Source organism: Rossellomorea sp. DA94 (assembly GCF_029834455.1).
Classification (GTDB): Bacteria; Bacillota; Bacilli; order Bacillales; family Bacillaceae_B; genus Rossellomorea; species Rossellomorea vietnamensis.
The window spans coordinates 1,238,209-1,263,635 of sequence record NZ_CP122397.1 but is presented as its reverse complement, the minus strand read 5'-3'; the positions used below and the strand labels follow the sequence as shown (position 1 = coordinate 1,263,635).

Below are 25,427 nucleotides of genomic sequence, written 5' to 3'. Positions count from 1 at the left end.
ATTTAATTTTAAATAAAAGTGCTAGCTACACTACTATATACGGAGCCCACCCTTAAAAAGTTTCAATAAATTAGGCGAATCTCCTATTTTTATATAAAAAAGCCTGAACCTGTAGAAGTTCAAGCTTTCATATGCTATAGAAATAAACCGTGCAATGCACCAAGCAAAGTGAAAACGATGAGATGGTCTCCGACAGCAATTAGAAACATCCGTTTAGTCATGAGTCCAAATAGTGTATTTTTAAAATAGACGATGGATATAAGAAATCCAACAAGTCCACCAATCAAGGCTCCTGAAGCAAAGCCGCCGGAATTCGTTGCATAAACGAGAACTCCCACCAGTGCTGAACTGATGAATGCCACCAAGACAGCCAAGACATATTTCACCGGTCCTGTTCTTTCCTGATCTTTTTTACCGAGTAAAAGTGAATAATAAATCCCGCCGTATATCATATAGAATACGGCACCAGCCATAAACGCAGACACATTAAAGTCTATTGTCATCCCTATTCCTCCATTAATTGGGTTCAATGGCCAGAGCGATCGCCTTTATACCGCATCTTATATCAAGCGATCCTTGTACACCCGTTACCTCAACTAGCTCCACCGGGTTCCCCAGATATCTAAAGCCGCTTTGTGGCAGCCAATAGCTATATAGTTCTGAGTAACATTCAATCAACATGCCCCTTTCTCCATAGTCGACAGGGTTTGGAAACTCATATATTACATGCTTACCTCCCGAAAAATGATTGACATCATCTCCCGATAAGCTTTGATCCTTAACTACCAGGCGGCATTCGTACCTGTTTTTATCTGGTGGAGTAATGTAAGGATTGCTCTTTGGGACTCCGAATAGTAGTGAATTTCCCTTCATCAGATTTCTTGCATTTCCCCAATGATAGAGATCTCGCCACGTGTCAGGGATTCCCTCTGTATAGGAGCCTGTATAATAACGGTTGATGGTAGTACACTCAGGTAACTCGGCAACCTTCACTTCAGTAAGATCCAGCCATTTAAATTCATTATAGGATTCTCTGCTTTGGATTGCTTTCGGATTTGTGCTGAATGTTTTAGATTTCTTGCTATTAACATATTCCCGTGGAAATCGTTCTAAATACGCACCCTCTCTCCAACGTTTCGGATTACTGTTGAAATACGCATTGAACGAATAGGTGAAATAAGATAACGATGCAAATCCATTTATCATAGCAACTTCTGTAACAGGGATGTCAGGCTCATATATCAGCATATGTGCCGCATTCTCAAGTCGGATCCGTTTTACATATCCGGCAGGGGTTTCACCGATGAACCCTTTAAACAAACGTTGGAAATGATAGGGTGAATAAGTAGATACTTTGGCGAGCTGTTCTAAAGATAAATCCTCTGTAAGATGTTGATCTATGTAATCAATTACTCTATTAATCAGTTTTTGCTGGTCACTGTAGGTCATGTCAATTCCTCACTTATCTTAATAAAAAAGCACGTCCATCATTCTATGATGAATAAAATGGTTGGAGCTCCCATTTTATCATAAATAGTCCTCATTCAATGGAAGTCTATGATAAAATTAAACCGTTCAACAATTTAATCATTGCTCATTGGTGGAAATGATTTCAGGTCATTTCCTTAAAAGGGAAGTTGGTGAAAATCCAACGCGGTCCCGCCACTGTAAAGCTGAGATTTCATATGTATCCACTGTTTCAATTTGAAATGGGAAGGAATTTGAAATCGGAGACGCTGAGCCAGGAGACCTGCCAATTGAGAAGAACACGAAAGTCCTACGGGAGATAGGAGGGTGTTGCGCAAATGAAACGTCACAAAGGAAATCATAGGTTCCTGGACGCTCGCTTGGAGTAACCGCATCTTCTTTTACAAAAGGAAGATGCTTTTTTATTTCGTCAAAAAGGAAGCAGGGAGATGAGAATATGGAACAAGCTTTTTCAGTGGAGCGTTCACGAACCGTACAGACAAGATTGGTACTGCCCCCGGATACCAATCATATGCAAACCATCTTTGGAGGGAAAGTTCTATCATATATTGATGAAATCGCTGCACTGTCAGCCATGAAGCATTCGAGTTCTGTGGTGGTCACGGCTTCGATCGATTCGGTCGATTTCCTGTCATCCGCAACTGTCGGGGATGCACTCAGCCTAGAGGCGATTGTAACTTCCACGGGAAGGACTTCGATGGAGGTGTACGTAAAAGTTTTCTCTTCGAATCTATTGACAGGTATCAAAACCTTGACGACGGAATCATTCCTTACCATGGTTGCGGTGGATGAAAACGGTAAGCCGAAACCGGTGCCGAAAGTGATACCGGAAACAGAAGAGGAGAAGAGATTGTTCAAATCAGCTGTTCTGAGGAAGGAACATCGAAAAAACCGGGCATTGATAAAATAAGTTTTTGGGTATGAACAGCACGCTGTTCATACCCTTTTTCAACAATAAATATTGTCTTACCAGTAAAAGAAAACCGAGCAGATGATGACGGCGATCCATGCTGCGGATGACCAAATTCCTGCCCGCATTAAATCCTTGTCGGTAAAATAACCGTATGAGTAGCTGATCAAGTGAACCGGGGACTGGGTGACGAGGAAAAAGCCCGGGACGCATGCCAGGAACACCGGCATGGCAATTTGCATGGGTGATAAACCCGGGATTGTGTGCCCGATTGTGATGCTGAGAGGGAGCATGATGGTCAAAAACCCCAGGATATTAACGAATACGATCCGAATAATACTCGTACATAAGATGAGGAGCAGGATGATCACCCAGAGTTGGCGGCCAGTAAGTATAGTATTCAACCCTTCTGCCATCCATTCAATCGTCCCTGTCTTGACCAGCATCCCCGATACCATCAGAGTGGAGGCAAAAAAGAGCATCAGATCCCAATCAATCGATTCCCGCGCTTCTTCCCACTTCCATACTCCCGCCAAAGGAATGACCGTCATACATGCACCCAGAAGGCCAACCTGAGGAATGGAATATCCATGCAGAGGCTGTGCAATCCACAGGATCAACGTTCCCCCGATGATACACATGATTTTCTTTTCATTGATGCCGACCGGCCCAAGTTCACCGATTCTTTTTTCGATCAATGCCAATAACAGCTTTCGGTCAATCTTCTCAGGGGGAAAGATCATTAAGAATATTCCCCACAATATCACGATAAAAAGCAGCACCGGTATTCCAAAAATCAGGAACCATCTTATATAATTCAGATCGCTTGAAACGTCGCTCAGGATCCCGAAAGCGTAAATAGTGGAACTGGCCCCAGTCGCGACAAACGCCCCTGAAATGGCAGCAAGATAGGCAACCCCTATAAACAGCGACTTGCCCAGATAATGGACATCCGCTATTTTTCGCAGACTTTTCATCAGGCTGTCGAGTACCGATGATAACAGGCTGCCCTTCCCTACATTCGACGGTATCAGGACAGACAGGACAGTCATGAGCAGAAACGAAATGAAAATCAACGCTTTCCCCGACCCTCCAGACAGCTTTAACGTATAAAGCGATACCCTGCTTGCCAGACCTGTTTTAATGAATGCAGCTGAGATAATGAATGTAGAAAACAAGAGCCAAACGATACCCGAACTGAAATAACTCAATGTCTGTTCATAACTGAAAAAATGAAACGAAATCAGCAGAATGAGTAGCAGCGAGCTGAATGCAAGTGGAAAGACTTTGCCGATCCAGAGGATCTGAATGATGATGAGTGCAGCGATAGCCTTCCATGTTTCATCCCACTCAAAAAATGGGAGAAAGAATAAGGCATATAATAGAAACGTGATAACCAGTAACAGTTGTTTTTTCATGACGATTACTCCCATCTTTCAATCAAAGGAAAAAGCCACCGGCGATGGGGTGACTTTTCCTTTTCATCAATAACTGTCAGTGAATGATCGTTGAATCCTGCTTATTACCTAGGGCATATCGGGCAGCTGAAGAACCGGCTGTTTCCCATAAACAGTCCCCGACATCAATCCTGACCCTTCAGAATAATTGTGATAAAATATCCCTCTTCCTTACATGTCTTTTGAAATAGGGTCGACAGGATTCTTCTCTTTCTTTTTAAATGCTTTGATCAGCAATGGATAAAACAGTGATAACAGCGTCAATATAGCCAAGGCGATGGCAATCGGTGTATCAAAGAAGATACCGAGGCTGCCATTTGACGAAAGAACGGCCATCCTGAAGTTCTGCTCCATATCTGCTCCTACGATCAATGCCAGAACAAGCGGGGCAATCGGAAAATCCATGACTTTCAGAAATAAACCGAATACTCCAAAAATTAATAACAGGAAGAAATCCACTGCACTGTAACTGAGCGTGTAGGTTCCGATAAATGCAAGAATCACAATGACCGGATACAACACTTTTGCAGGCGTATCCAGTATTTTCACTAACAGACCGACAAGCAGAATATTAATAATAACAAGGGCTATATTCCCGATAAACATACTATTGATCAGCGTCCATACCGTATTGGGATCATTCTCAAACAAAAGCGGTCCAGGTTTCATCCCAAGCATTACCAGGGCTCCAAGCATGACAGCAGTTGTCCCCGAACCTGGGATACCCATCGTCAACAGCGGGATCATCGCTCCGACAGAGGCTGCATTATTAGCAGATTCAGGTGCTGCAAGCCCTTCTACTGCACCCTTCCCGAATTCTTCAGGATGTTTGGAAATTTGCTTCTCTGTTGAGTAGCTGATCATGGATGCGATCGATCCCCCGGCTCCCGGAAGGACACCAACCACAAATCCAAGTGGTCCGCTTCTTAAAATCGGCCATAATGAGCGTTTCCACTGCTTTTTCGTAAACCAGATCTTACCGACTTTCTTTTTCTCTTTTTTCTCCTGATCGATCGTCAAATAATTGTAAAGAACTTCCCCGACTGCATATACACCGATGATCACGATTAGAAAATCGATTCCTTCACTTAAATGCGAGCTTCCGAAGGTGAATCGATAGACGCCGCTCTGAGTATCAATGCCCACCGTACTGAGCATCAGCCCAAGGAACATCGCGATGAAGCCCTTCACCATTTTCCCTACCGATAAAGCAACAATCGCCGAAAGAGTCAGCAGCATTAATAAAAAGTATTCAGCAGGACCGAATTTCAGGGCAAAGCTTGCCAGCGGCTCGGCAAGGAAGATAAATCCGATGACGGCCATCATCCCGCCGATGAAAGACGCGACTGCCGATATGGCCATGGCCTGTCCTGCCTCACCCTTCTGAGCCATCGGATACCCGTCGAATGTGGCAGCAATGGCTGAACCGTCACCTGGTGTATTTAATAGAATCGAACTCCTCGATCCCCCGTACATCGCCCCATAATAAATAGCAGCCATCAGGATGATGGCACTGACGGGCTCCATACCGAATGTAATCGGGATCAAGACAGCCACGGCAGTTGCCGGTCCGAGCCCGGGGAGCATGCCGACGATCGTCCCTAGAAATCCTCCGATGACAACCCACATAATATTGATTGGTTCCAACGCAGTTGTTAACCCCTGCATAAAATTGCTAAAATCCATCTAGTGCACCTCCTATGGAAGACTGACTCCTAATAAAACGCTAAATGCATACCATGATAGAAAAGAAAAGCTGATTGCCACTATCACATTCACAACATATTTCTTGGCGTTGACTGTAAATAGTAAAGCACCCAAAAATAAAATAGTAGAAAATAAGAATCCGATCCGTTCAAATATGAACGCATAAACAGCTCCGTATAAAACAGTCAGGGCAATCAATTTCGGCGTTCTCCCTTTCAGCAGAAGCTTGATATCTTCATTATGAACTTGAAGGCTCTTCCACTCCTGAAATAAGTAAACCGCACTGAATACCAGCATGAATACACTTAAACCGACAGGAAAATAGAGCGGACCGTTTGGATTCCCGAGATTTGCCTTGGGCAAATTGATGGATGCTATTAAAAAAAAGAAGCTTAAAAGAATTAAAAAAATCGGCATCCCGAGTTTGATTGCTCTCATGCACTTCAACCTCCTTTGAGAGAGTAGACCGGTGGGAGACACTCATTCGTCTCCCAACCGTCACTTACTTTAATTTTTCAACCCGGAGTTTTCCACTAAATCGGAATATAATTTTTCCTGTTCCTTCATGAATTCCTTCGTTTCCTTGCTGTCTTTATAAAAATCATCCCAGTCATTGTTTTCAAGCATCTTCTTCCATTCATCCGTTTTGACCATTTCGCCGATCTTATCATCCCAATAGGCGATTTCATCTTCTGTCATATCACCAGGTCCCATGATGCCTCTCCAGTGAGGGAACACCATGTCCACTCCTTCTTCCGTCCAGGTTGGAACGTCATCCAGCCCTTCAAGCCTTTTTTCAGAAGATACCGCAAGAATTTTAAGCTTCCCTGCCAAGTATTGCTCTTTCACTTCTGAAAGGGAAGTCGTCACTGCATCCACATGTCCCCCGAGCAGCGCCGTCACGACGTCGCCGCCTTCATAGACAAGAAAGTCAAGATTAGTAGGATCGATCCCCTTCTCACTTGCGGCCTGTACAATCGACAGGTGGTCATCATTCCCGAGACCAGGACCGACCCCTATTTTAATTGATTTAGGGTCTTTCTTCATTTGTTCAAGCAATTCATTTGCCGTTTCATACTTTGAATCCACAGGGACTGTAAGAGCTTGCCACTCTGTTGCCAGTGTCGCAATCGGCGTGAATTGTTCGTAGGATAGATCGCTTTGTCCCAATAATTTATTTGTCAGTACCAGACTTGAATTAATTGCAAGATGATGGGCATCCTTCTTCTCAAGATACTTCCATCCCGCTTCTCCGCCTCCGCCCGGTTTGTTGATGACATTGATGTTTTTATCCACAATGTCGTTGTCACGCAAAACCTTCTGGACAGAACGGGCTGTTAAATCCCAGCCTCCGCCTGGAGAAGCTGGTGCAATGATTTCAATATTCTTTGACGGAAATTCCTTATCTCCCGAAGCAGAGCTGGAACAAGCTGTCATCAATGCCATTACACAAATAATCAATACGAAGCCAAACCTTTTCATTTTTTCTGCACCCCTTTTATCTTGTTTGTACTCACCGTAAACATCCCCTGTAAAAAAGGTGAAATACGTTAATTTAATCCTAGTTGCCAAATGAGGCTATGTAAACGTTTCCAAAATATTATGTTTTAAAAAACTTGTGGGGATTTTGTTCATTTTGTTCACAGGTCTCCTGCCTTCTGCAAATAAAGAAGTCTGCCACATCGATGTAAGTGATCACTTACATCGATGTGGCAGACACAATCTCTCCCGGAAACTATTTCACTGCATTCTCACTTCCAATTTTGTATCTTCTTTCGGGACGTCCGACGATCCCATAGACATGCTCGACAGTGGCATCTTTTATCCCCACCAGATATTCTAGATATCTCCGTGCGGTTGTCCGGGATGCCCCCATCTTTTCGCCGACTCTTTCCGAGGTGATCCCTTCTTTTTCCTCTTGCAGGATGGATGTCACTTTATGAAGAGTCAAATAATCGATGCCAGGCGGAAGATCGTATCTTTTTTCAGCAGCTTTCTTTTTTTCCTTCCCAAAGAATTGATCCAAGATCTGCTGATTGACCTCTTCAGCAGAATCAAGCATCACTTTTTTCTGGAGATAAGACGTGATGGCTTCGTGGAATTTCTCCAGTGTCACCGGTTTGATCAAATAATGTTCGACACCGTACCGGAGTGCCTTTTCTAAAAAAGCCTTATCTTTCGCAGCCGTGATCATGATGATATCAACGGAAGGATAATCAGAGCGTATTTTATGCAGTAATTCAGTACCAAGCTGATCAGGCATATATACATCAAGTAATAGCAAATCAACATATTGTTTATCAAGAATGGTCAATGTTTCCTTAGCATTCATCGCTTTACCGACTAATGTCAGCTGCTCATTCTTCGCAAGAAATTCTTCATGTATCTGTGCAATGCGAAAATCATCTTCGGCAATGACAACGTTAATCATACCTATTCCCCTTTGTGTGTGATTTCGGCAGGATGACAGTGAATACCGTCCCTGTATCCTTTTTGGAATCCCATTCAATCGTCCCCCCGAGCAGGGATAGTTCTTCCTGGACGTTCGCAAGTCCATACCCCCGGTGGTCACCCTTTGATGAGACTCCTTTCTGAAGAATACGTCCCTCTTCTTCTTCAGATATCCCTTTTCCGTTATCAGCGATTTCAAAGATGATATCGTTGCCAATGTCGGTAACGAAAAAAGAAACGACCTTGATTTTTTGGTTTTGGTCCATCACCGCTTCGAATGCATTATCAATCAGATTACCCAATATAACGATAAGGGGTGAAAGACCGATGAACACAGGAAGCGGGGAAAGCGAACTTTCACCGTCTATTTCGAAATCTATTTTCTTTTCTGATGCTTTTGCAATCTTTCCTAATAGAATGGCCTGAACTTTCTCATCCAGGATACTCTGAAAGAATATGGTCGAATGATACTCCTGCAGCTCCGATTCCTCCGTTAGGAATGTGATGGCTTCTTCATATTTATGCAGCTGAAGCAACCCGAGAAGTACATGCAGTTTGTTTTTGAATTCGTGCGTTTGTGCCCGTAAGTCCTGCGAGTATTGCTGAACTTCCGAAAGGGCATCGACCATTTGTTTAATTTCTGTCCGGTCCCTGAAGCTGAACACAGTTCCTGCCTTCTGATTATTTTCGATGATAGGCTGGGCATTGACGATCATCGTCTTTTCTTTATATTGAAGTTCGATGTTGGAAATATGCAAAGAAGAAGCAAGCATGTCGGGCATCGTTTGAGAAGAAATGACTTCTGTCAAGAATTTACCTTCCACATTTTCCTTAATATCAAGTAACTCACGGGCAGATTGATTCATCATCGTAATCACACCTTGTGTGTCGATGGCTAAAATCCCTTCCTTTACAGATTGCAGAACCGCATTTCTTTCCCTGAAGAGCGCACTGATCTGATACGGTTCCAGACCGAGTGTATCCTTTCTGATACTCCTGGCCAAGAACAGACTGCCGAACACCCCAAGGATCAGGACTCCCCCGGAAAGAGCAAGCATTGTGCGGATTTCATAGGCAATCTTACTCCGAATGGTTTTCATATCAAACTCCACCGTTACGGTGCCTTCGACTTTTTTGTAGTTGTCATACCGGATCATGACCGGGACAATCCCCTTTAACACCTCTTCGTCGCCATCCCCGGTATGAATCAGATTATTACTTCCGAATACCAATGCACGATAACGTTCTTCTGGATCCCCATCCCCAATCGCTTGTCCGACAAAACTGAATATCTGTCCGTCCCTGTTTTCAATCAGGACAGCAGAAGCATCCACCTGGTCACGGATTTGTTCCGTGACCACACTTAGATCTTCTACTGGCTCCTCATTCTTAAAAGAATCCTGAATCACCGGCATATACGAAAGTGTCTTGGCCGTTTGCATCGCCAGATCTTCTGCCTGAGCAACGTCTTCCTGTGATTCCCGGTATGCAAACATCCATGTAAGCAGGCCAATCACGATCAACAGAAGCGAAATGACCAAGCCCAATATTTTGACCTGAAGCGGAACCTTAAGAAGTCTATTCATCCCATTACCCCTGATTATACTGAATTTTCTATTATATTAATATATCATACTCATTACAGGACAAGGAACTTAAAAAAGCCTTAGTTTACAACAGGAAAGAAACCCTTCTCAATCTGAAGAAGAGAAAAGGCTGTTTAAAACCGTGCCTTTGCGAAAAGAACATAGAAAGAACCGCGCATTGATACTGTAAAAAAAGAACACTCAGAAATCATTGATGATTTCTGAGTGTTTTCTATATCAGGTACGGAATCACCATGTATAAAAGAGAAGAGACAGCCATCAGACTAAATCCCATTGTATAGTAGGGACGGCTTTCTTTCATTGAAATGTATACATTGATGATCATAGTGGCCAGGAAAATTAGCGGAAACCATAAGGAACGATCTGGGTCCGGTTCAAACCCAGCGTAAACGGTAACCACTCCACCAAATAATAAGAATAGGATAGATACAACCAAAAAAATCTTTCCACCTTGTTTTTCCTTCATCCTAATTCAACCTACTTCCTCCTACTGTTTCAAAGTGAAAAGGTCCTTCGATACAGCTACTGTTCTTTCATGATGTTTTTCTTCCGCCTTTTTCTTCACCTTCCCACCTTCCCCTTCAATCAAGGACCTCCTAAGGGTCGAACTAATCCAGTTCACACACAAGATCAAGATGGCGAATAGCGTCAGTGGGACGACGACAAGCATCGGGCGCAGGAAGATCTGCTGGATGTTGATGGCGATCGTCGCTGCCCATTCGTTTGTTTCGGAAAAGTAAACCGGGATGCTTTCCATGATGCCAAAGTTGGCGATCTTAAGGCCACCAAGACACATATGAAGAATTCCGAGCTGTATGAGCAGAGCAAGGGTCTGGGAAACCTGCTCTGAAAATAACACGATTGAGTGTCTTCTGAACTGTGGAAGCAGGTGCTGCTTGATCAGATGGAATCTTCCTGCCCCCATCGTTCGTGATACCTGTATGAATTCGCTCTTCATAAAGAGCTTCATCTCTTCTCCTAAATAGATTCCGAGAGACGGGATCGTCACAGCGGCAATCGCAACCACCTGAATGACGAAGTACCGGTTGGACGGCAGGACCTCGGAATGAAAGGCTCCCTCGAGGGGAACGAGTAACGCAAATACGATAATGGCGAGAGGAATATATTGGAACGACTCTCCCAGCCCTTTAATAAACCTTCCCAGAAATGCAGGAAGGAAGGTATACAGTACAGCAAAGAAAAACCCTAAAACCATACGTAATAAGGCGATGGCTAGAGAAGCAAAAATGGTATATTTCGCTCCGACTAATAAGAGCAACAGAAAGTTCCTCCCCAGTTTATCACTCCCTAAAGGAGGCATTTCACTCGGGGTGAACGGCGGTGCTGCTATCACTCTCCCATTCTCATCCGAGAGATAGTCCACAACCTCATCATAACCGGGATTCAGTACGGGTACCAGGAAGCTGACAGCAATAAAGGCTATCAGGATCAGGAACGGAAATGCCAATCGTTTGGCCATCCAGCTATTCACTATTCTGTTCCCCTCCTTTCAACCATTTTGATAGAATGTTAGAACCTATCGTAAAGACGATAAAGAACGGGACAAAAATGAGAAGCATCCCAAGGAAGAATGCAGCCGGTGAACTGGTCGCCGTTCGCAGCAGCACCTGCATGAATCCATTGATGTTAAATAGAAGTTCAATGATTAATAGGTTTGAAAGCATCAGTAGAAAGATCGGCTTCAGACGAAAGAAGAAGTGTACCCATACATTCCGGAACAGATGATGCCAAACCGTATAGGCCCTCCTGAATCCTTTTGAATACGAAAACTCCACATAGGGTTTATTTTCTTCTTCTTTTAACTGAAACAAAAACTGTTTTAATAAGAACACGGCCGGAATCACCGACAAGCAAAGAATAGGTAAAAAGTAGATCCGCTCTTCACCCAGGGCATAAATATCGAACACCAACAGATTCGTCTTTTTGAATAACCAGATGATAAAAAGTTGAAATAGAACGACAATGAACACATCCGGCAAAGCATCCAGTCCATTGATAATCTTAGTAGAGAAACGATATGCTTTCCGGGGTAATAACATGAGAGAATAGCTGAATAGCACTGACAGGCAGACCGCTAAGAAGAACGAACTGAAAAGAATCAAAAACGAGTAAAAATACGTCTTGGAAAAGACTTCAGTGATGCTGTATTGCTTATTTCCCTCTCCCCAATAAATGTAGATCGATGAGGGATGCATGATGTCAATCCAGGTCTGTTGCAGTCTGTGCCCATATGCTGCCAGGTTAATCAAAAGCTCTGTATCATATGCGAGTAGCGAACCGATCCCGCTAAGTAAATATAAACCCAACACGACAACCAAAAAATGAAAGGGAATCTCAAACACCCTTTTCATAACATCCCTCCATACAACTTCCAAATTGATACATTTTTTCTATATTTATGTTACAATACTGTAATATAATTGTAAACACAATTCTGAAAATGAAGAGATGAAGGGGACTCCAATATGAAGGGAAAATGGGTACTACTGAGTCTTGCAATGCTGGTCTTACTTAGTCTATTATCTAGTTGCCGAATTAGTTTCACTGCCGCCAAGGAAAATCAGCCCCACAAGCCTCAAAATATTATGATGGATGCATCCGTCTCGTTTAAACCACATCAGATCATTATAAGAGGTGACACCGACCTGCCGCAGGGCTCTGTTTTGTATATTATGCTCAAACCCTATGACGAAACTGTGTCACTTGAAGAAATCCAGACCTATCAGGTTGAACCTGAAGATATCGCCCTTGCTTCAACTGCGAAAGTGGGTAAGGAAGGATCGATTGAATTAACCGTTTTGAAATGGCCCGATCCCAATAAAAGGTACCGCCTGGATCTTATGTTCATTCCGGATAACCAGCCTGAGGACATCAAGCTCGGAGAAAACCTAATAACCAATGAAGACTATATAGAAATCTCTGAAAATGGAAAAACACTTACCGGACTTCTATTGTACGTCAATGTTTTAAAGGAAGACGAAGTGATTGGAGGTACGATGGATTTCATTCCGAAACATAGCACACCATAAAAAAGCTTGAGGAACGGTTTCCTCAAGCTTTTTCATCGCATTAGTCAAGGGACCTTACATAATCGGCAATCTTGGACATTTCGATTTGACTCAGCTCCGATTTCCCCTCATATTGATGGCGCAGGATGGATTCCTCAATGGTCCCGGCACTTCCATCATGCAGATATGGGCCAGTTGCCCACACTCCGACCAGGCTGGGAGTATCAAAGCTCTTCCCATCCCGAGGATTTGTGAAATCTGCTCTTGCGTCCCCCTCCGATGGTACATCAAATGGGTTGGCCGTGCCGATATCATGGAGATAGTCTGTCATGCTTGTTGACAGCTCTCCATTTTCACCTGTTGCTTTCACACTATCCGTAAACTGACTTCCGCTATGACAGGAGATGCAGGAGGCTTTTCCTTCAAAGAGAGCCTTTCCCTCTTTCGCCGAGCTTGTTAATTCCCCATTTTCCTTATAAGGACTCTGTGGAACGGGGAAAGATGACGGTTCCTTCAGAAAGGCGAATAGATCATCATACATCTTCTCAACATTCGCCGGCAGTTCTTCACCAGGCTCATATTTCATCATGCCGCCCATTTCACCCTGGACCGTCAGGAGATAATCCGTAAAGTCATCCCGGCTGCCGTCCCACGTGAAGAGTCCGGTTTCCGCAGTTCTTGTGTTCGTCGGGACATTCCGCTGACCCCTTCCAGTCATCAAGGTCAACCCGTTGATTTCTCCATCACTGTGACAAGACACACAGCTCATCCAGTTGTTGCCGGTGATATCCGCTTCAAACTCATCGCTGTTGGCACTATAAAAAATAGTTTTCCCTTTACGAACCTGTGGATCGAGTGGATCTTTTTCGATCAGGGAGATGTTATCTTGAAGTTTTTTCGCCCTTGAATGAGTAGAGCTGCCTCCCGAATCAATGGTCGCAAGGTCATGACTCATGGCATTATGGACGTAAAGAGTTTCCCCATTGTTACTTAATATGATTCCACGGGGATTATTCCCCTCGATTCTTCGTAGAATTTGAGTGGCATTCCCACCGCGCTTCAGATCAAAAACAACTAAATCTTCACTTCCCGACATCACCACATATGCTTTCGATCCATCTTTTTGGAAGGCCACATCATAAGGATTTGATACGATCATCGTCTCATTTTTTGAATCCAGCACATTGATTTCTTCAAACAATTCTTTTCTTTTATCCACCAATTCTTCATCTTTTTCCAGATCGATGATGGAAATCGCAGGAAAGATTGTTTCCTCAAATTGAATGGGCGTATCGACATTGGTCACCAAATGGGGAATCCATGCTGTTTTCCCATCGGGTGCAATCACAAATTGCTCAAGGGTATTCGGGATGCCCTGGCTCTTTTTCCGGTCAGAAACATCAGGCGAGTCTGCCAGTTTAAAGGTTTTTGCAACCTTTTTCTTTTCTGCATCCAGGACGGATACTTCACCGGATAAATAATGAGGGATGTATATCTTCTTCCCATCCGCTGTTTCAGCCAACGTTCTTGGTCGATCGTGCACTGGGATCGTCTCAGTTACATCCCCACTCTTCACGTCAACCATCATGATCGTGCTTTCCCGATAATTGGCTACATACAGGGTCTTACCATTTTGGCTTGTCAGGAGTCCAAAAGGTTCCTTTCCCACTTCATAGGAATCTACTACTTTCCCTTCTTCCAGTGAGATGACATCAATCTTATTATCATACCTGCACGATACATACAGGCGATCTTCATCCGGTGATATAGCCAATTGAACCGGCTCTTTCCCGACAGGAATTTCTCCTTCAACCTTCTGTGTTTTCTCATTCACAATGGAAACCGTATTGGCATCAAGATTGGCGATATATAGCTCGGTTCCTTCTTTGTTTTGGAGGATGTTATCGCTATTGACTGCTTCTTTCCGAACTGACTCGAAGCTCGGGGCGTCTTTGGTTGTCGTTTGAATCGAACATGCAACAAGCGTTCCTGCTAAGAGAAACGCCGTCGCATATCCTATTATCTTATTCATAGGATCCCTTCTTTATCGTTTTTCGACCGTAACAGGAAGCAATACGGGCGCGATCCCATTTTTGCCATGTCCGGCTTGAACTTGTGGAACATTGTCCCCATCGGTATTTCCAGATGAATCCTTGCTGTTGTAATAATCTCCTGTATCCCAGAATTCACTTGCCTGCATTCCTTCTTCAAGGGACGGACCATCGATGACTGTATCGTAGAAATCACTGTAGCGTGAGGTGATCATATCGATTTCAAGGCTTTCAGGTGTTTCAGAATCCGATTCCCGATTGCTTAAGTTTTGCAGGGCGACACGGTATGTGGCAGACAATGCCCCTGCTGTATACGGGGTATACTCCATTTTCCCTTCCCATGTTTCATATGCATTCAATTCGTCATCCCAAAGCCCGGAATCCAACGCTTCATAAATAGAGCGGGCTGCCTCGCGATATTTCTCATCATCGGTGGCTAAATAAGCTGCTGTCAAGCCTCTAATCGCACCTAGTTGAGCATCCAATGTTACATCCTTATCTGCACCTTTTTTGGTATCAAAACCTTTTGCTACAAGACCTGAATCCATGACCAGGTTGTCTATCATGAAGTCTGCCTGCTTACGGATCATTTCGAGTGCACGCTTGCCTTCAGCGGTTTTTAATCCATCAGCAGACTCCCCTGAAGCGTACCCGACAGGAAGCCCATCGATGGCACGTTGGAAGATCCTCATCGATTCCATCGTGTAACCAGCCTGGAACGTATCCATATACGTCCCTTGTTCTTTTCCATCATTTTCAGTTACAAACATTCCTTTATCATCATTGAAATGCATGGCATCAATATTCTTGAATACATGCAGCATCACGTTTTGATTGGCTGTGAACGGATCTGTTCCTTTCACATCGTTATCAGGCGAGTCATCCGTATTCTCTTTAGGTGCAGAAGGATACGGTGCACCGTCAAACAACTCCTGGAACGGTGGTGTCTTGTTCGGGTTGCTTTCCCTTTGGTCCGTCATCCCATAGAATTCAGAAGTCGGCCAAAGCATCATCCACTGGTCCTGAAGGACACTGTTTGAATCTTTGATAGAGAGTGACTTTGCGTTTGGTGCCTGTTTACCATCTTCGGTGACTTCTACACTATGTGGTAAGTAAACGAATCCTTCTGAAGGATTATACTGGCTTCCAAGGCCGGCAGCCGTCAATTTCCCTGTCGTGCCATCCACAAACAATTCATTCGAAATATAATTCACTTTATTCCACATTTCTTCCGTCAGAACCGCTCCCTGGAAACCATCTGCTGAGCTTACTCCCAGTGCAATATTCTGATCATCGTCATCCTTGGACGTTTCTCCTGCCAATTCTTCATCAGCATCAATCGTATGGAATCCGCCCATGAAATCACCGGCCCACAGCGCTTGTTTTAAGAACGTTGCACCGTACGCTGAAGGGATAAGGTTCTTCTCCATTTTGTCACGGTCCCAGCGGAGTGATTCGAAGTTTACTTGATACATAGGTACATAGCTACCATCATCATTCGCTGCATACTCACTTGTATCTACTTTGCCCTTATAATGGGGATCGCCGGCAGAGTATTCAATGAACGTCGGAAACATATTCCTGAAAATTTCATCTTCTGGATATCCGACGGCACCCGCCAATTCATAAAAGCGGCTTCCCAATTTTTCATCAGCTGTTTTTCCATTTTGAAGGGTTTCAACAGCTGGGCCATTGATCAAATGTAATCCGAGACCCGATTTTTCGACAACTTCATACATAGCTTCCTCAGAGTACTCATAGGATTCAACGCCGGCTGTATAATCAAATTTTGTTGGCTGATCCAATTTATTGATATCTAATATATCTAAATCCAGGCCAAGGCTTTCTGCCAGCGGCTCGCCGGATAATTCAAATTCTGCATACGCAAACATATTCCCGGCAGTATCGAACGTATAATCAGAGACGTTCACCTTGCTTGCTCCCGTTTTCTTTTCTCCGTCTGATTTCGAAGCTTCTTCCTTATCACTGACACATCCGGCAAGTAAAAGTGAAGATGCCAACACGGACGCGGATAATACTTTCCATGGTCGATTCATTCTATGTAGCCCCTCTCAACGTTCACGAATCATTCGAGAATGATTCTCATTACTGTTTATTAGTATAGTTTAATTGAGAAAGAATCTCAATAAGAATTTTCATAAAAAAAGAAATCGATTTCATTTATTAAATATTATCCATTAATTTGAAACTTTGTTCTTTTGAGGACCGTACTCTTTGTATAAGGAAAAAAGAAAGAGTGATAAAAGTGAAGAAAAATATTGTACTATTCGATCTGATGATTTATGTTGCCCTCCCTCTGTTTGTGTGGAATATCATGAGGGATTACACCGGAGATTATTACGCCATGCTCCTTTCCTCTGTTCCAGGAATTATTTATACCGTCTACCGATTCATCGAGATGAAGAAAGTGAATACATTCGGCCTGTTCATTCTGTTCACTTTGATTGTCGGTACCCTGATAGACGTACTGGCCGGTTCGTCTTTACAGCTTCTTTGGAATAATGTTTATTACGCTGCCGGGATCAGCTTATTTTTCCTCATGACCATGATCATCAGAAGGCCCATCACCTTATACTTTGGTCTTGATTTCGCAGAGCTCCAGGGTCATGACCGTACGTTTAGTAAGAGACTTTTCTATAAGAAACCTCTGTACACCTTGTTTCAGTTGATCACGCTTTGCTTCGCACTGAGGAGTGGGATTCTCGCCGTCGTGAAAGCATGGCTCATTTTGGAGTATGGTGTGGAGGCATTTGATAAAGGGATCATTCTGCGACAGGCGTTCAGCTGGATCATGACGGGTATCACCGTTGCCGGATTCTTCTATATCGGGAAGATCATCAACAATTCCCCTCAATTAGTCGAGGAAGTACGGAATGAACTCCAAGCAGAAAAGACGGATGCCGTATAGGCTTTTGGATGTTTCTGCCTTCAGACCTCCGTCTTGTCCGAACCCTATAGAACAATGTGAATATTTTTCCTATAATGGATAATAAAATGTTCACTCCGAGGTGTACTATGATTGAAGGTAAATTGATTAAATTTCATCGGGAAGAATCAGGATTGACCCAGGAGCAGCTTGCACAGGGGATCTGTTCCACTACACATCTAAGTAAAATCGAAAGGGGAATCACAGAATACTCAAGTGAAATCACCGATCTACTTGCTAAAAGGCTCGGAGTCGATATGATAGCGGAGCGCTCGCGATATGAATCCTTGCAGCATGCATTGGCCAAATGGAACGATGCGATCATCATGATCCGGACCCATGAAATCCATCAACTTAAATCAGAAATCGAACAAGAACCTTTACGATTTTTATCCGATTTCTTCTTTCAATATCACTTATTATTAGCAAGGTATCATCTGTTCTTAGATAACCCTCCAAGAGCAAACGAAATCCTGACCATGATCAAATCGAAACAGGACTCTCTTTCCCCTTATGAGTCCAATTTATTACTCCATGTGAGAGGAATCTATTTTTACTCAATAAGAAAATTTGACTGCTGCATCCAGTCCTTAAAACAGATTGATGATGAATACCCGAATGCTGAATATTATTTTCATCTGGCAACAGCCTATCATTCCATCCATTCTAATACGTTCGCCTATTATTACGGACAAAGGGCCCTGCAGTTTTTTCAAAAATCATTAAATATCCTCAGAGTCATCGATTCTGAAATTCTCATATTAATTCAATTGAACGCGAAGGAACCTTTCGATATGGAACAGACCAAACAACAGTATGATAAACTCCTTAGAGTCTGTGAATCTGTCAACTCCATGGAAAGGGCACATAAAATCCATAATAACCTGGGATTCGAATATTTCCGGAGAAAGCGATATAAGGAATCGAAAGCATCGTATGAAAGGGCTCTGGAGCTCACTACAGAGAACACCCCTGCTTCTTCTTATTTAGTCACACTCAGTGGATACATCCTTTCCTGTATGAAAGGAAACCTTCTTTCTGAAGAAGAGCTCAACCATCTGGCAAACAGTGGACTGAAGAAAGCCAGGGAGCACCAGGACCCCACCTTTGTATTCTTTGAAATCTATCTGCTCACCTTGAAATCAAATGAAGAAGAACTCTATGAGTATATGGAAAAAACCGCCCTCCCCCACTTTAAAAGGACGGGCAGTCAGTTGATGTACCAGCATTATGAAAGGCAACTCTTTTTATATTATGTTAAAACCGGACAGACCGAAAAAGGGTTCGAGCTCGCATCCGAAAAGATGACGAATGAAATCAGTTACTATGAATTGGAATGATCCCTAAAGATGCATGAATAAAAACACTTCCTATTATTGGGTTCAACTTCCCAATCCCTCCTTCATATACTATCGTGAAAGGAGGCGATTAGAATGGATCGATTCATTCTTTTATTAGTAGCAGGTATTCTTTCCGGTTTCGCATTGTTAAGGGCACCACTTAACGGAACATTTTTAGAAAGCGTGTCACCTGTAACAGACATCATCGGTATTTTAGCTATTCTCGTATTCTCACTCTTCTTAATCTATAAAGGGATTATGGCGATGCTCGGTAAGTAAATGAAGAGACCCGGATTCATTCCGGGTCTCTTTTATCTGTTCGAGAAAACCAAAGGTTCAAAAGTTCCTGGTACTCCTCTGAATTTATTTCACTTTTCTTTACATTCCCTTTCTTCCATTGAGTAAAGGAAGTCTCCGTCAAGGTCACACTTCCGTCATCCGTTCGTTTTGTCAGTAACCGATGTTTATTAAAGGGTGAGGCGGGATGCTCTTCCACTGTGACTCGGACGTCGTCAAGGAAACGCACATCCCTGATCGTTCGTTTAGAATCAAATGCATACCCGATTCTCCAATCGGTGTCTTTATGCTTCAATTTCATTTCTAATCTATAATCCCCATAAGCTGTTTCACCTGCACGTATCCTGAATTCCCCATTGCCCGAAGAGACCGTCTCCCCCGATAATGGTACGGGTTTCATCGGAATATTCCCTCCGAAGCCCCCATCCAGAATATAATCCTGTTTTTCGTGACACACCTTAACGGCAACATGTGTCCTTCCGATGCGACCGAACGCTCCTGAAGCATGATCATAGACCGCTCCCTGTATTAAGGAAGCTTCGAATCCGTTTTCTATCAGGAATAAATAAAGGAGTGAATTTAGTTCATAACAGAGACCTCCCTCATTTAAAATGAGCATTTTATTCACCAGATGATCTTTGGTCAGAATACGGGATCTTTCTTCAATAATGCATACATTTTCAAATGGAATATAAAGCGCCATTTTTTCTAATATGATATCCAGATCCTGAAAGGTTACGGGATCTGGACTTGAATATTGAATCCTTTTGCGGAATAGCTTGTCTAGACTGTTGATGGCGGGCACATCCTTTCTTTGAGGCTAGTCTTTAAAGTTTACCTGCTTCTCATAGACGTTTTCAAGGAAAGAGATGATCGCCTGACATTCATTTTGGGATTAAGGTGCTAAATCTCCTTGATTCCGGTCAAAATGCACTAAAGCTTAATCCGCAGTTTCTCGGCTTTCGCCCTGGATACACATGTTAATATCGAGTGATGTTCACTCCTCTCACTGTCACTTAAGAAAGAATCACCGTGCTCGACTTCACCCTCCAATACGTTCACCTCACAGGTTCCGCAACGACCGACCCGGCAGGAATATGGCGCATTGACCCCTGCCTTGAGAAGAGCTTCTAATAATGTCATATCCTTTGGCACTTTAATGGTCGGGCCATTTTCTACTTCTACCAAAAAGTCCTGACGTTTCATTGTCTGCAGTGGAGCAAACCGTTCAAAGTGAATGCTTGATCGGGGATATCCAATTTTCAGGGCACTTGCAGTAAATCCTTCGATAAAAGAAGTTGGACCGCAGAAATACACATGAGTTCCGATTCTATGTTCCCAGAGGCTTTGATCAGTCAATCTCCTTTCTCTTGAAAAATAAAAATGACTCTCATTGGGATACACTTTCATTAAATACGTAAAAAACGGGCAGTCTTCCTCGGACTTTGCCGCATAATGAAGTTCAAAGGAGCGTCCCTCCTTTTTAAGTTCTGCCATCATGGACAGGAAAGGCGTGATCCCGATTCCCGCTGCATAGAAAACATGGTGCTTCGCACGGAAGCTCAATGGGAAATGATTCTGTGGAGGACTGATGCAGAGGGTGTCTCCTGCTTTCATCTGCTCATGCCAATAACGGGACCCGCCTGTAGATTGTGCATTCAGCCGAATGGCGATGTGATAGGTGTCCCTTTGACCGGGTGGGTTCGTAAGAGAATAGGATCGTGCAATCGTCTCCCCTCCTGTCTTAATATACGTCGTGATGTGGGAACCCCCGCTAAAAGGAGGGAGAAGTTCATTCCCGGCTTGAATTAGTGAAAAACGTTTGACATAAGGTGTTTCCTGATGGATCGATTGGACAGTGACGTTTATGGTTTTAGCTTGATTCACTACTGATCACTCCCTGTTTCTGTACATGCTGCATACCCGAGATAGGTTTCATGGAAAGGAGAATAATGATCGGAAATGGATAAGGTCAAGTGACAATGAGGACAGGTCGTAATTTGACTGATTGGCTCACCATCCACTTCCATTTTCTGATGGCATTTAGAACAGAATACAAGGATCAACCTGACTCCATGTCCGATATATTGCGTCTCTTCTGCGGAAAATCCATGAGCCTCTGCCATTTTTTTAAAATAGGAGAGCTTGTTCCATCCCATCGCTATGTATAGATAACTCCCCATTTTCTGATCTTCCAGCCAATGAGAAATATCCGTTTCTTCCTTATCATCCAGCAACACCGATTGATTAGGATAATCATCCTTTTTTACTCTTTGGATGATAGGAGACAGTCGCTTCATTCCTCCTTCATCACCAAGAAATATATATTTTCGTTTGCCCGGTACGAACAAAGGCTGCAGGAGTGTCTTCACATCCCCACCTTCTTTTCATTCAAGTACCCGACGACCTCTTCTTTATATAAGGTGATCCCCTTATAATCGGCTATATGGTCGGGAAGATCCTGGAGAATATGATAAAACTCATTCGTCCATTCATGATTCTTCGCAAATTCTTCAAGTGGTAGAAGATGGGTATGGATGGTAAAGAGCAGCCCATTCGAACCTGGCAAACGGAACAGCTTTTGCACCTCTACACGAAAATGAACGTATTCCCCGACGTTTTCCTTTGAAACCTTTCTTCTTCCTTTTCCCCACTCATCAAAGGTTTCCAGGGAAGTATCCAGACGATTTCCCGCCATTAGCGACCAGTTCCGCCTTACCCAGGGATCTCCCGCTTGCATCCTCATCAAGAACGTCAGGATCCGCTGATCCAATCCCTCTTCCTTAAATCCCGGAATCGGTCCGTGTACCTCCTTGAAGCTCATTCCGATAGTAAATGCAAGGGACCAGTTGGCCGGAAAACATACCTGCCCCGCATCCATATATAAATCCCCATCCCGCTGCATCATAAAAATCAAATCCTCCTGTACATGACGACCGATGAAATCGAGGGGCTCTGAGGATAGCGTGGCTTCATCCCCAAATGTAAACGTTGTGTGTTCTTCTAAGATGTGATTGTGAAACGTCCATTCCCCTTCACTTCTTTCCAAGGAAAATTGCTGAGGATAATAGGTTGTCAGATGTGTCATCACCATCTCGGCTATTTCCCATTGAGCTTTCAAGGTATGCGACCGGGACTGGAAACACCTCTCAGGATGTTCGGTAAGCAGGTTCCGTTTCAGCCTGACCTCACTTGAATACGAAGTGGTTACCTCCACACAACCTGCTTCTTCCAATGGAACCGAATTATTAGAATAACGATACACATCCCCCTTAAAGGGATAAGGGAACGAATCCACTCTCATCATACAACCACCTTTTTCAGAAAATTCTCACTTTCATCTTATCGTATAGAGGGACGGACCTCAAGAGGTCCGTCCCTCACCCGAATTTCTCTTTGTACCGGCTGAGTGTGATCAGCGGCCATATCCATTGGTAGCTGTGGTAGTGTATATAGAAGTTTCCTGGAAGACCGATACCTGTGGGATATGCTTTGGATGTCTCATTGTCTGCGCCGTTCTTTAATTCGAGAAGCGCCATGATACCCAGATCGATGGCAGGTGTCGGTTTGTCTTCGATACAGATGAGCGACTCCAGGGCCCATGCCGTTTGTGAAGGGGTACTGAAGGGAAGGGATACGAACGTCTTTTCCTGATCGCTGTAGCAGGACTCCCCCCACCCCCCGTCTTTTCGTTGAATGCTTTCCAGCCACGTTTTTGCTTTTTGTAATTGTTTATCAGAAGAAGATACCCCCACGGCTTTCATTCCCGTGATGGCCGCCCATGTTCCATAAATGTAGCAGACGCCCCAGCGACCGTACCAGGATCCCTCCTCTTTTTGCATCAGTTTCAGCCACTCGACCCCTTTTTTCACCTCTGGATGTTCCGTAGTCAATCCTGCCCGGCTGCCCAGAAATTCAAGCGCTCTTCCCGTTAAATCAGGAGTGGAAGGGTCGATGGCTGCCGCCTCTGCCCCGTCCATCGGAAAAGAAGTAAGGATCGATTTCGTCTTATTCATTTCAAAAGCCGGCCAGCCACCGTCACGATTTTGCATACCGAATACCCAGTCAATCCCACGGTCCCATGACTGTCTGATAAGGGGGTTCCCCGAAGCTGAATACGTAAGGGCCCTGAGAGCAGCCGTTGTATCGTCCACATCAGGGTGAATGCTGTTGCTCTCTGAAAAGCCCCATCCCCCAGGTTTCACCCCGGTCTCCATCGCCCAGTCCCCATATTTGAAGTGCTGCTTCTTCAGAAGATAATCCACTGACTTCTGTATGACATCTTCATTTGCATCCACCCCCGCTTCCTGAAGGGCATGGCTGATCAAAGCTGTGTCCCATACGGTAGAAGGAGAGTTTTGGATATGGATGCCCTTCTTCGTTTCGCATGCCATGTCCTTCAACCCCTGTAATGCCTTTACGATGATAGGGTCATTCTTCTTATATCCCAGTGCCAACATGGCATAAATCATATAAAACGTCGCGCTGAAATAACTGAGATAGGTCCCGTCACGCTCCATCCGCTGCAACATGTACTCTAGGGCAAACTGCCTTGCCTGCTGATGAAGTTGGGAAGGCAGGCCTGCGAGTGCCTGTATGCCTTCACTTATTTTTGAAAATAATCTCCATTCCCGTTCGCTGTACCTCTCTTCCTTTACAGCACGGGACAAATCCTGTATGTGTGGGATACTGCTTGTTTGGATCTTAAATTTATGATCTTTCAACAGGATCATCGGAGCCAAATGCCCTCTTGCATAACTGCTCAAGTCCCAAAAATTCAGGGGAAATGTCTTCGGAAGCAACAGGAATTCAATGGGGATCGGCAGGAGATGCTTCCATTCATATTGACCATGCACGGCCAGCATGAATTTCGTCATCGTATGAGCCTTGTGAAAACCGCCTTTTTTCTCTATGAACCGTTTGGCTTTCAGAAGTCTTTTATCCTCCTCGTCGACCATGCCACTGAATCTCAGAGCAAAGTATGCTTCAATGGTTGAAGACAGGTTCCCTTCCTTTTCATCTTCAAAGAGCTTCCACGTTCCCTCCCTTGACTGGCATTTCCAGAGGCGGTCAACCAGCTGTCCAACCAGTTCATCCTCATCCCCTGAGAGCGTTCGCAGAAGGATGATCATATACGCATCGGTCATCACGACATTTTCAAAACAAAACGACCAGTGTCCATCTTCCCTTTGCATCCTCTGTAGACCGCTTATCATATTCCGGATCGTGCTCTCTATCTTCTTTTTCATCATTCGTCCTCCCGGCTACCTTCTCTGTTGTTATGTATATGTGAAGGATGCGGGTACTAGTAGTGGAAGCAAAGAAGAGCCTGCCACCGGTTTCCCGGGAGGCAGGCTCTTACTGGTTTTCTTCTATTTTCTGTGAGTAATAGCTTACAAGTTCAGGATATCTCTGCATTTCCTCTCTGCCGGTATCCGTGATTTGATACACGCCCCTTTTCACCCTCTCGAACCATCGGTAATAGTTCTTCTGGAGGATGGACGGTGTTTTGTCACCCGTCCCCATCTTTGTTAAATTCTTCGGGGACATGGGTCCGTGTTTTTCCAGGCAGCAGGCGATGTGAATGCAACTTTCCTTATAGGCGGTCATAATCTTCGTTTTATTGGTGCCCCCTACATTGTAATCCGCGCTCCGGCCTTCGATTTCCTTCACCAGGGCCGCCCGCTTCTTTTTACTATTTCTCATAACCGTCTTTCTGTCAAAGGCTTCCGGATGAATGACAAAATCAAGCTTGGGCGTCTTTGTCGTAAAGGAAACCGTGATCAGACCAAGTTCAAGACGCCTGACCAAATGACGTATATCATTCCACCGCTTCGACCGGGTGCGCTTCGGTTTAGGAATCGCAATATACACAAGATCCGTCAGCCGCTGCCGCTTCGTTGCCTGAATGAGGAGCTCGACATTCAAGGAAAGCTTCAGCTCCACGATCACAAGCTCCCCCTCTTTCATCGCCGTCAGATCACAGTCATTCACCTCACCGTTCACCTGATATCCCTGTTTATGAAAATGGTTTTGGATCGGTTGATAAAGATCTGATTCTTTCAGTTTCGTCATGGGTAAAAACCTTTCCGGGAATAAGTTCTATTAGTTAAAGTATAGACCATTTCAGATATTTTTGCAGT

General features: G+C 44.0%; 24 protein-coding genes and 1 riboswitch. Of the genes, 5 read left to right on the top strand and 19 right to left on the bottom strand.

Going from position 1 to position 25,427, the window contains the following annotated elements; all coding sequences use genetic code 11:
• Positions 1–134 precede the first annotated feature (134 nt).
• Entirely contained in the window at positions 135–503 is a 369-nt protein-coding gene (locus tag P8596_RS06635; RefSeq protein WP_279726402.1) for a DUF1761 domain-containing protein, read from the bottom strand.
• Positions 504–516: 13 nt separating this feature from the next.
• Positions 517–1,449, bottom strand: coding sequence for an AraC family transcriptional regulator (locus tag P8596_RS06630; RefSeq protein ID WP_279726401.1), 933 nt, complete (start codon positions 1,447–1,449; stop codon positions 517–519).
• A 132-nt stretch (positions 1,450–1,581) separates the two neighbouring features.
• Positions 1,582–1,772, top strand: a riboswitch (cobalamin riboswitch).
• Between the two features lie 152 nt (positions 1,773–1,924).
• Here P8596_RS06630 and P8596_RS06625 point away from each other — a divergent pair.
• The gene (locus P8596_RS06625; RefSeq protein ID WP_254653443.1) at positions 1,925–2,398 is read left to right on the top strand and encodes an acyl-CoA thioesterase; all 474 of its coding nucleotides are present in this window, start codon (positions 1,925–1,927) and stop codon (positions 2,396–2,398) included.
• Between the two features lie 56 nt (positions 2,399–2,454).
• Here the strand turns inward: P8596_RS06625 and P8596_RS06620 are convergent, their stop codons facing one another.
• The 9 genes from P8596_RS06620 to P8596_RS06580 all read right to left on the bottom strand — a co-directional run bounded on the left by P8596_RS06620 (position 2,455) and on the right by P8596_RS06580 (position 11,992).
• Positions 2,455–3,816 (bottom strand): SLC13 family permease, encoded by a 1,362-nt coding sequence (locus tag P8596_RS06620; protein ID WP_279726399.1) that lies wholly within the window; start codon positions 3,814–3,816, stop codon positions 2,455–2,457.
• A gap of 210 nt (positions 3,817–4,026) precedes the next feature.
• Entirely contained in the window at positions 4,027–5,541 is a 1,515-nt protein-coding gene (locus tag P8596_RS06615) for a tripartite tricarboxylate transporter permease (protein ID WP_254653441.1), read from the bottom strand.
• Between the two features lie 12 nt (positions 5,542–5,553).
• Complete coding sequence (locus P8596_RS06610) at positions 5,554–6,000, bottom strand: tripartite tricarboxylate transporter TctB family protein (RefSeq protein WP_224520689.1); 447 nt, start codon at positions 5,998–6,000, stop codon at positions 5,554–5,556.
• A 69-nt stretch (positions 6,001–6,069) separates the two neighbouring features.
• Positions 6,070–7,044 carry a tripartite tricarboxylate transporter substrate binding protein gene (locus P8596_RS06605; protein ID WP_279726397.1) on the bottom strand — a complete coding sequence of 325 codons (975 nt, stop codon included), beginning with the start codon at positions 7,042–7,044 and terminating at the stop codon, positions 6,070–6,072.
• A gap of 253 nt (positions 7,045–7,297) precedes the next feature.
• Positions 7,298–7,993, bottom strand: a complete 696-nt coding sequence (locus P8596_RS06600; RefSeq protein WP_224520691.1) for a response regulator — start codon at positions 7,991–7,993, stop codon at positions 7,298–7,300.
• Positions 7,986–9,599: a sensor histidine kinase gene (locus P8596_RS06595; RefSeq protein ID WP_279726396.1), complete on the bottom strand. Its 1,614-nt coding sequence runs from the start codon at positions 9,597–9,599 to the stop codon at positions 7,986–7,988. Before P8596_RS06595 ends, P8596_RS06600 begins: the two co-directional genes overlap by 8 nt.
• A gap of 232 nt (positions 9,600–9,831) precedes the next feature.
• The gene (locus P8596_RS06590; protein WP_224520693.1) at positions 9,832–10,086 is read right to left on the bottom strand and encodes a hypothetical protein; all 255 of its coding nucleotides are present in this window, start codon (positions 10,084–10,086) and stop codon (positions 9,832–9,834) included.
• 21 nt (positions 10,087–10,107) lie between these two features.
• The gene (locus P8596_RS06585) at positions 10,108–11,112 is read right to left on the bottom strand and encodes a hypothetical protein (protein ID WP_279726395.1); all 1,005 of its coding nucleotides are present in this window, start codon (positions 11,110–11,112) and stop codon (positions 10,108–10,110) included.
• Positions 11,105–11,992, bottom strand: a complete 888-nt coding sequence (locus P8596_RS06580; RefSeq protein ID WP_279726394.1) for an ABC transporter permease subunit — start codon at positions 11,990–11,992, stop codon at positions 11,105–11,107. Before P8596_RS06580 ends, P8596_RS06585 begins: the two co-directional genes overlap by 8 nt.
• Before the next feature lie 114 nt (positions 11,993–12,106).
• On the opposite strand from P8596_RS06580, the gene P8596_RS06575 reads away from it, so the two are divergent.
• Positions 12,107–12,670: a hypothetical protein gene (locus P8596_RS06575; RefSeq protein ID WP_279726392.1), complete on the top strand. Its 564-nt coding sequence runs from the start codon at positions 12,107–12,109 to the stop codon at positions 12,668–12,670.
• Positions 12,671–12,710: 40 nt separating this feature from the next.
• Here the strand turns inward: P8596_RS06575 and P8596_RS06570 are convergent, their stop codons facing one another.
• Positions 12,711–14,681 carry a beta-propeller fold lactonase family protein gene (locus P8596_RS06570; protein WP_279726391.1) on the bottom strand — a complete coding sequence of 657 codons (1,971 nt, stop codon included), beginning with the start codon at positions 14,679–14,681 and terminating at the stop codon, positions 12,711–12,713.
• A 12-nt stretch (positions 14,682–14,693) separates the two neighbouring features.
• Positions 14,694–16,757, bottom strand: coding sequence for a hypothetical protein (locus P8596_RS06565; RefSeq protein ID WP_279726389.1), 2,064 nt, complete (start codon positions 16,755–16,757; stop codon positions 14,694–14,696).
• A 209-nt stretch (positions 16,758–16,966) separates the two neighbouring features.
• Here P8596_RS06565 and P8596_RS06560 point away from each other — a divergent pair, with 209 nt between their 5' ends.
• The 3 genes from P8596_RS06560 (at position 16,967) to P8596_RS06550 (ending at position 19,266) form a co-directional block, all read left to right on the top strand.
• On the top strand, positions 16,967–17,629 hold the full coding sequence (locus tag P8596_RS06560; protein ID WP_279726388.1) for a VC0807 family protein: 663 nt from the start codon (positions 16,967–16,969) through the stop codon (positions 17,627–17,629).
• A 107-nt stretch (positions 17,630–17,736) separates the two neighbouring features.
• Entirely contained in the window at positions 17,737–18,987 is a 1,251-nt protein-coding gene (locus P8596_RS06555; protein ID WP_279726387.1) for a helix-turn-helix domain-containing protein, read from the top strand.
• A gap of 93 nt (positions 18,988–19,080) precedes the next feature.
• A complete protein-coding gene (locus P8596_RS06550; RefSeq protein ID WP_034762451.1) occupies positions 19,081–19,266 on the top strand; it encodes a hypothetical protein in 186 nt (61 codons plus the stop codon).
• Positions 19,267–19,282: 16 nt separating this feature from the next.
• Here the strand turns inward: P8596_RS06550 and P8596_RS06545 are convergent, their stop codons facing one another.
• The 6 genes from P8596_RS06545 to P8596_RS06520 all read right to left on the bottom strand — a co-directional run bounded on the left by P8596_RS06545 (position 19,283) and on the right by P8596_RS06520 (position 25,359).
• Positions 19,283–20,089 (bottom strand): arylamine N-acetyltransferase family protein, encoded by an 807-nt coding sequence (locus P8596_RS06545; protein WP_347815204.1) that lies wholly within the window; start codon positions 20,087–20,089, stop codon positions 19,283–19,285.
• Positions 20,090–20,217: 128 nt separating this feature from the next.
• Positions 20,218–21,171, bottom strand: coding sequence for a PDR/VanB family oxidoreductase (locus P8596_RS06540; RefSeq protein ID WP_279726386.1), 954 nt, complete (start codon positions 21,169–21,171; stop codon positions 20,218–20,220).
• A complete protein-coding gene (locus P8596_RS06535) occupies positions 21,171–21,656 on the bottom strand; it encodes a hypothetical protein (protein WP_279726385.1) in 486 nt (161 codons plus the stop codon). Before P8596_RS06535 ends, P8596_RS06540 begins: the two co-directional genes overlap by 1 nt.
• Positions 21,653–22,591, bottom strand: coding sequence for a heme-dependent oxidative N-demethylase family protein (locus tag P8596_RS06530; RefSeq protein ID WP_279726383.1), 939 nt, complete (start codon positions 22,589–22,591; stop codon positions 21,653–21,655). Before P8596_RS06530 ends, P8596_RS06535 begins: the two co-directional genes overlap by 4 nt.
• Positions 22,592–22,664: 73 nt before the next feature.
• A complete protein-coding gene (gene shc / locus P8596_RS06525; RefSeq protein WP_279726381.1) occupies positions 22,665–24,536 on the bottom strand; it encodes a squalene--hopene cyclase in 1,872 nt (623 codons plus the stop codon).
• 106 nt (positions 24,537–24,642) lie between these two features.
• Positions 24,643–25,359 carry a DUF2161 domain-containing phosphodiesterase gene (locus P8596_RS06520; RefSeq protein WP_279726380.1) on the bottom strand — a complete coding sequence of 239 codons (717 nt, stop codon included), beginning with the start codon at positions 25,357–25,359 and terminating at the stop codon, positions 24,643–24,645.
• Positions 25,360–25,427 lie beyond the last annotated feature (68 nt).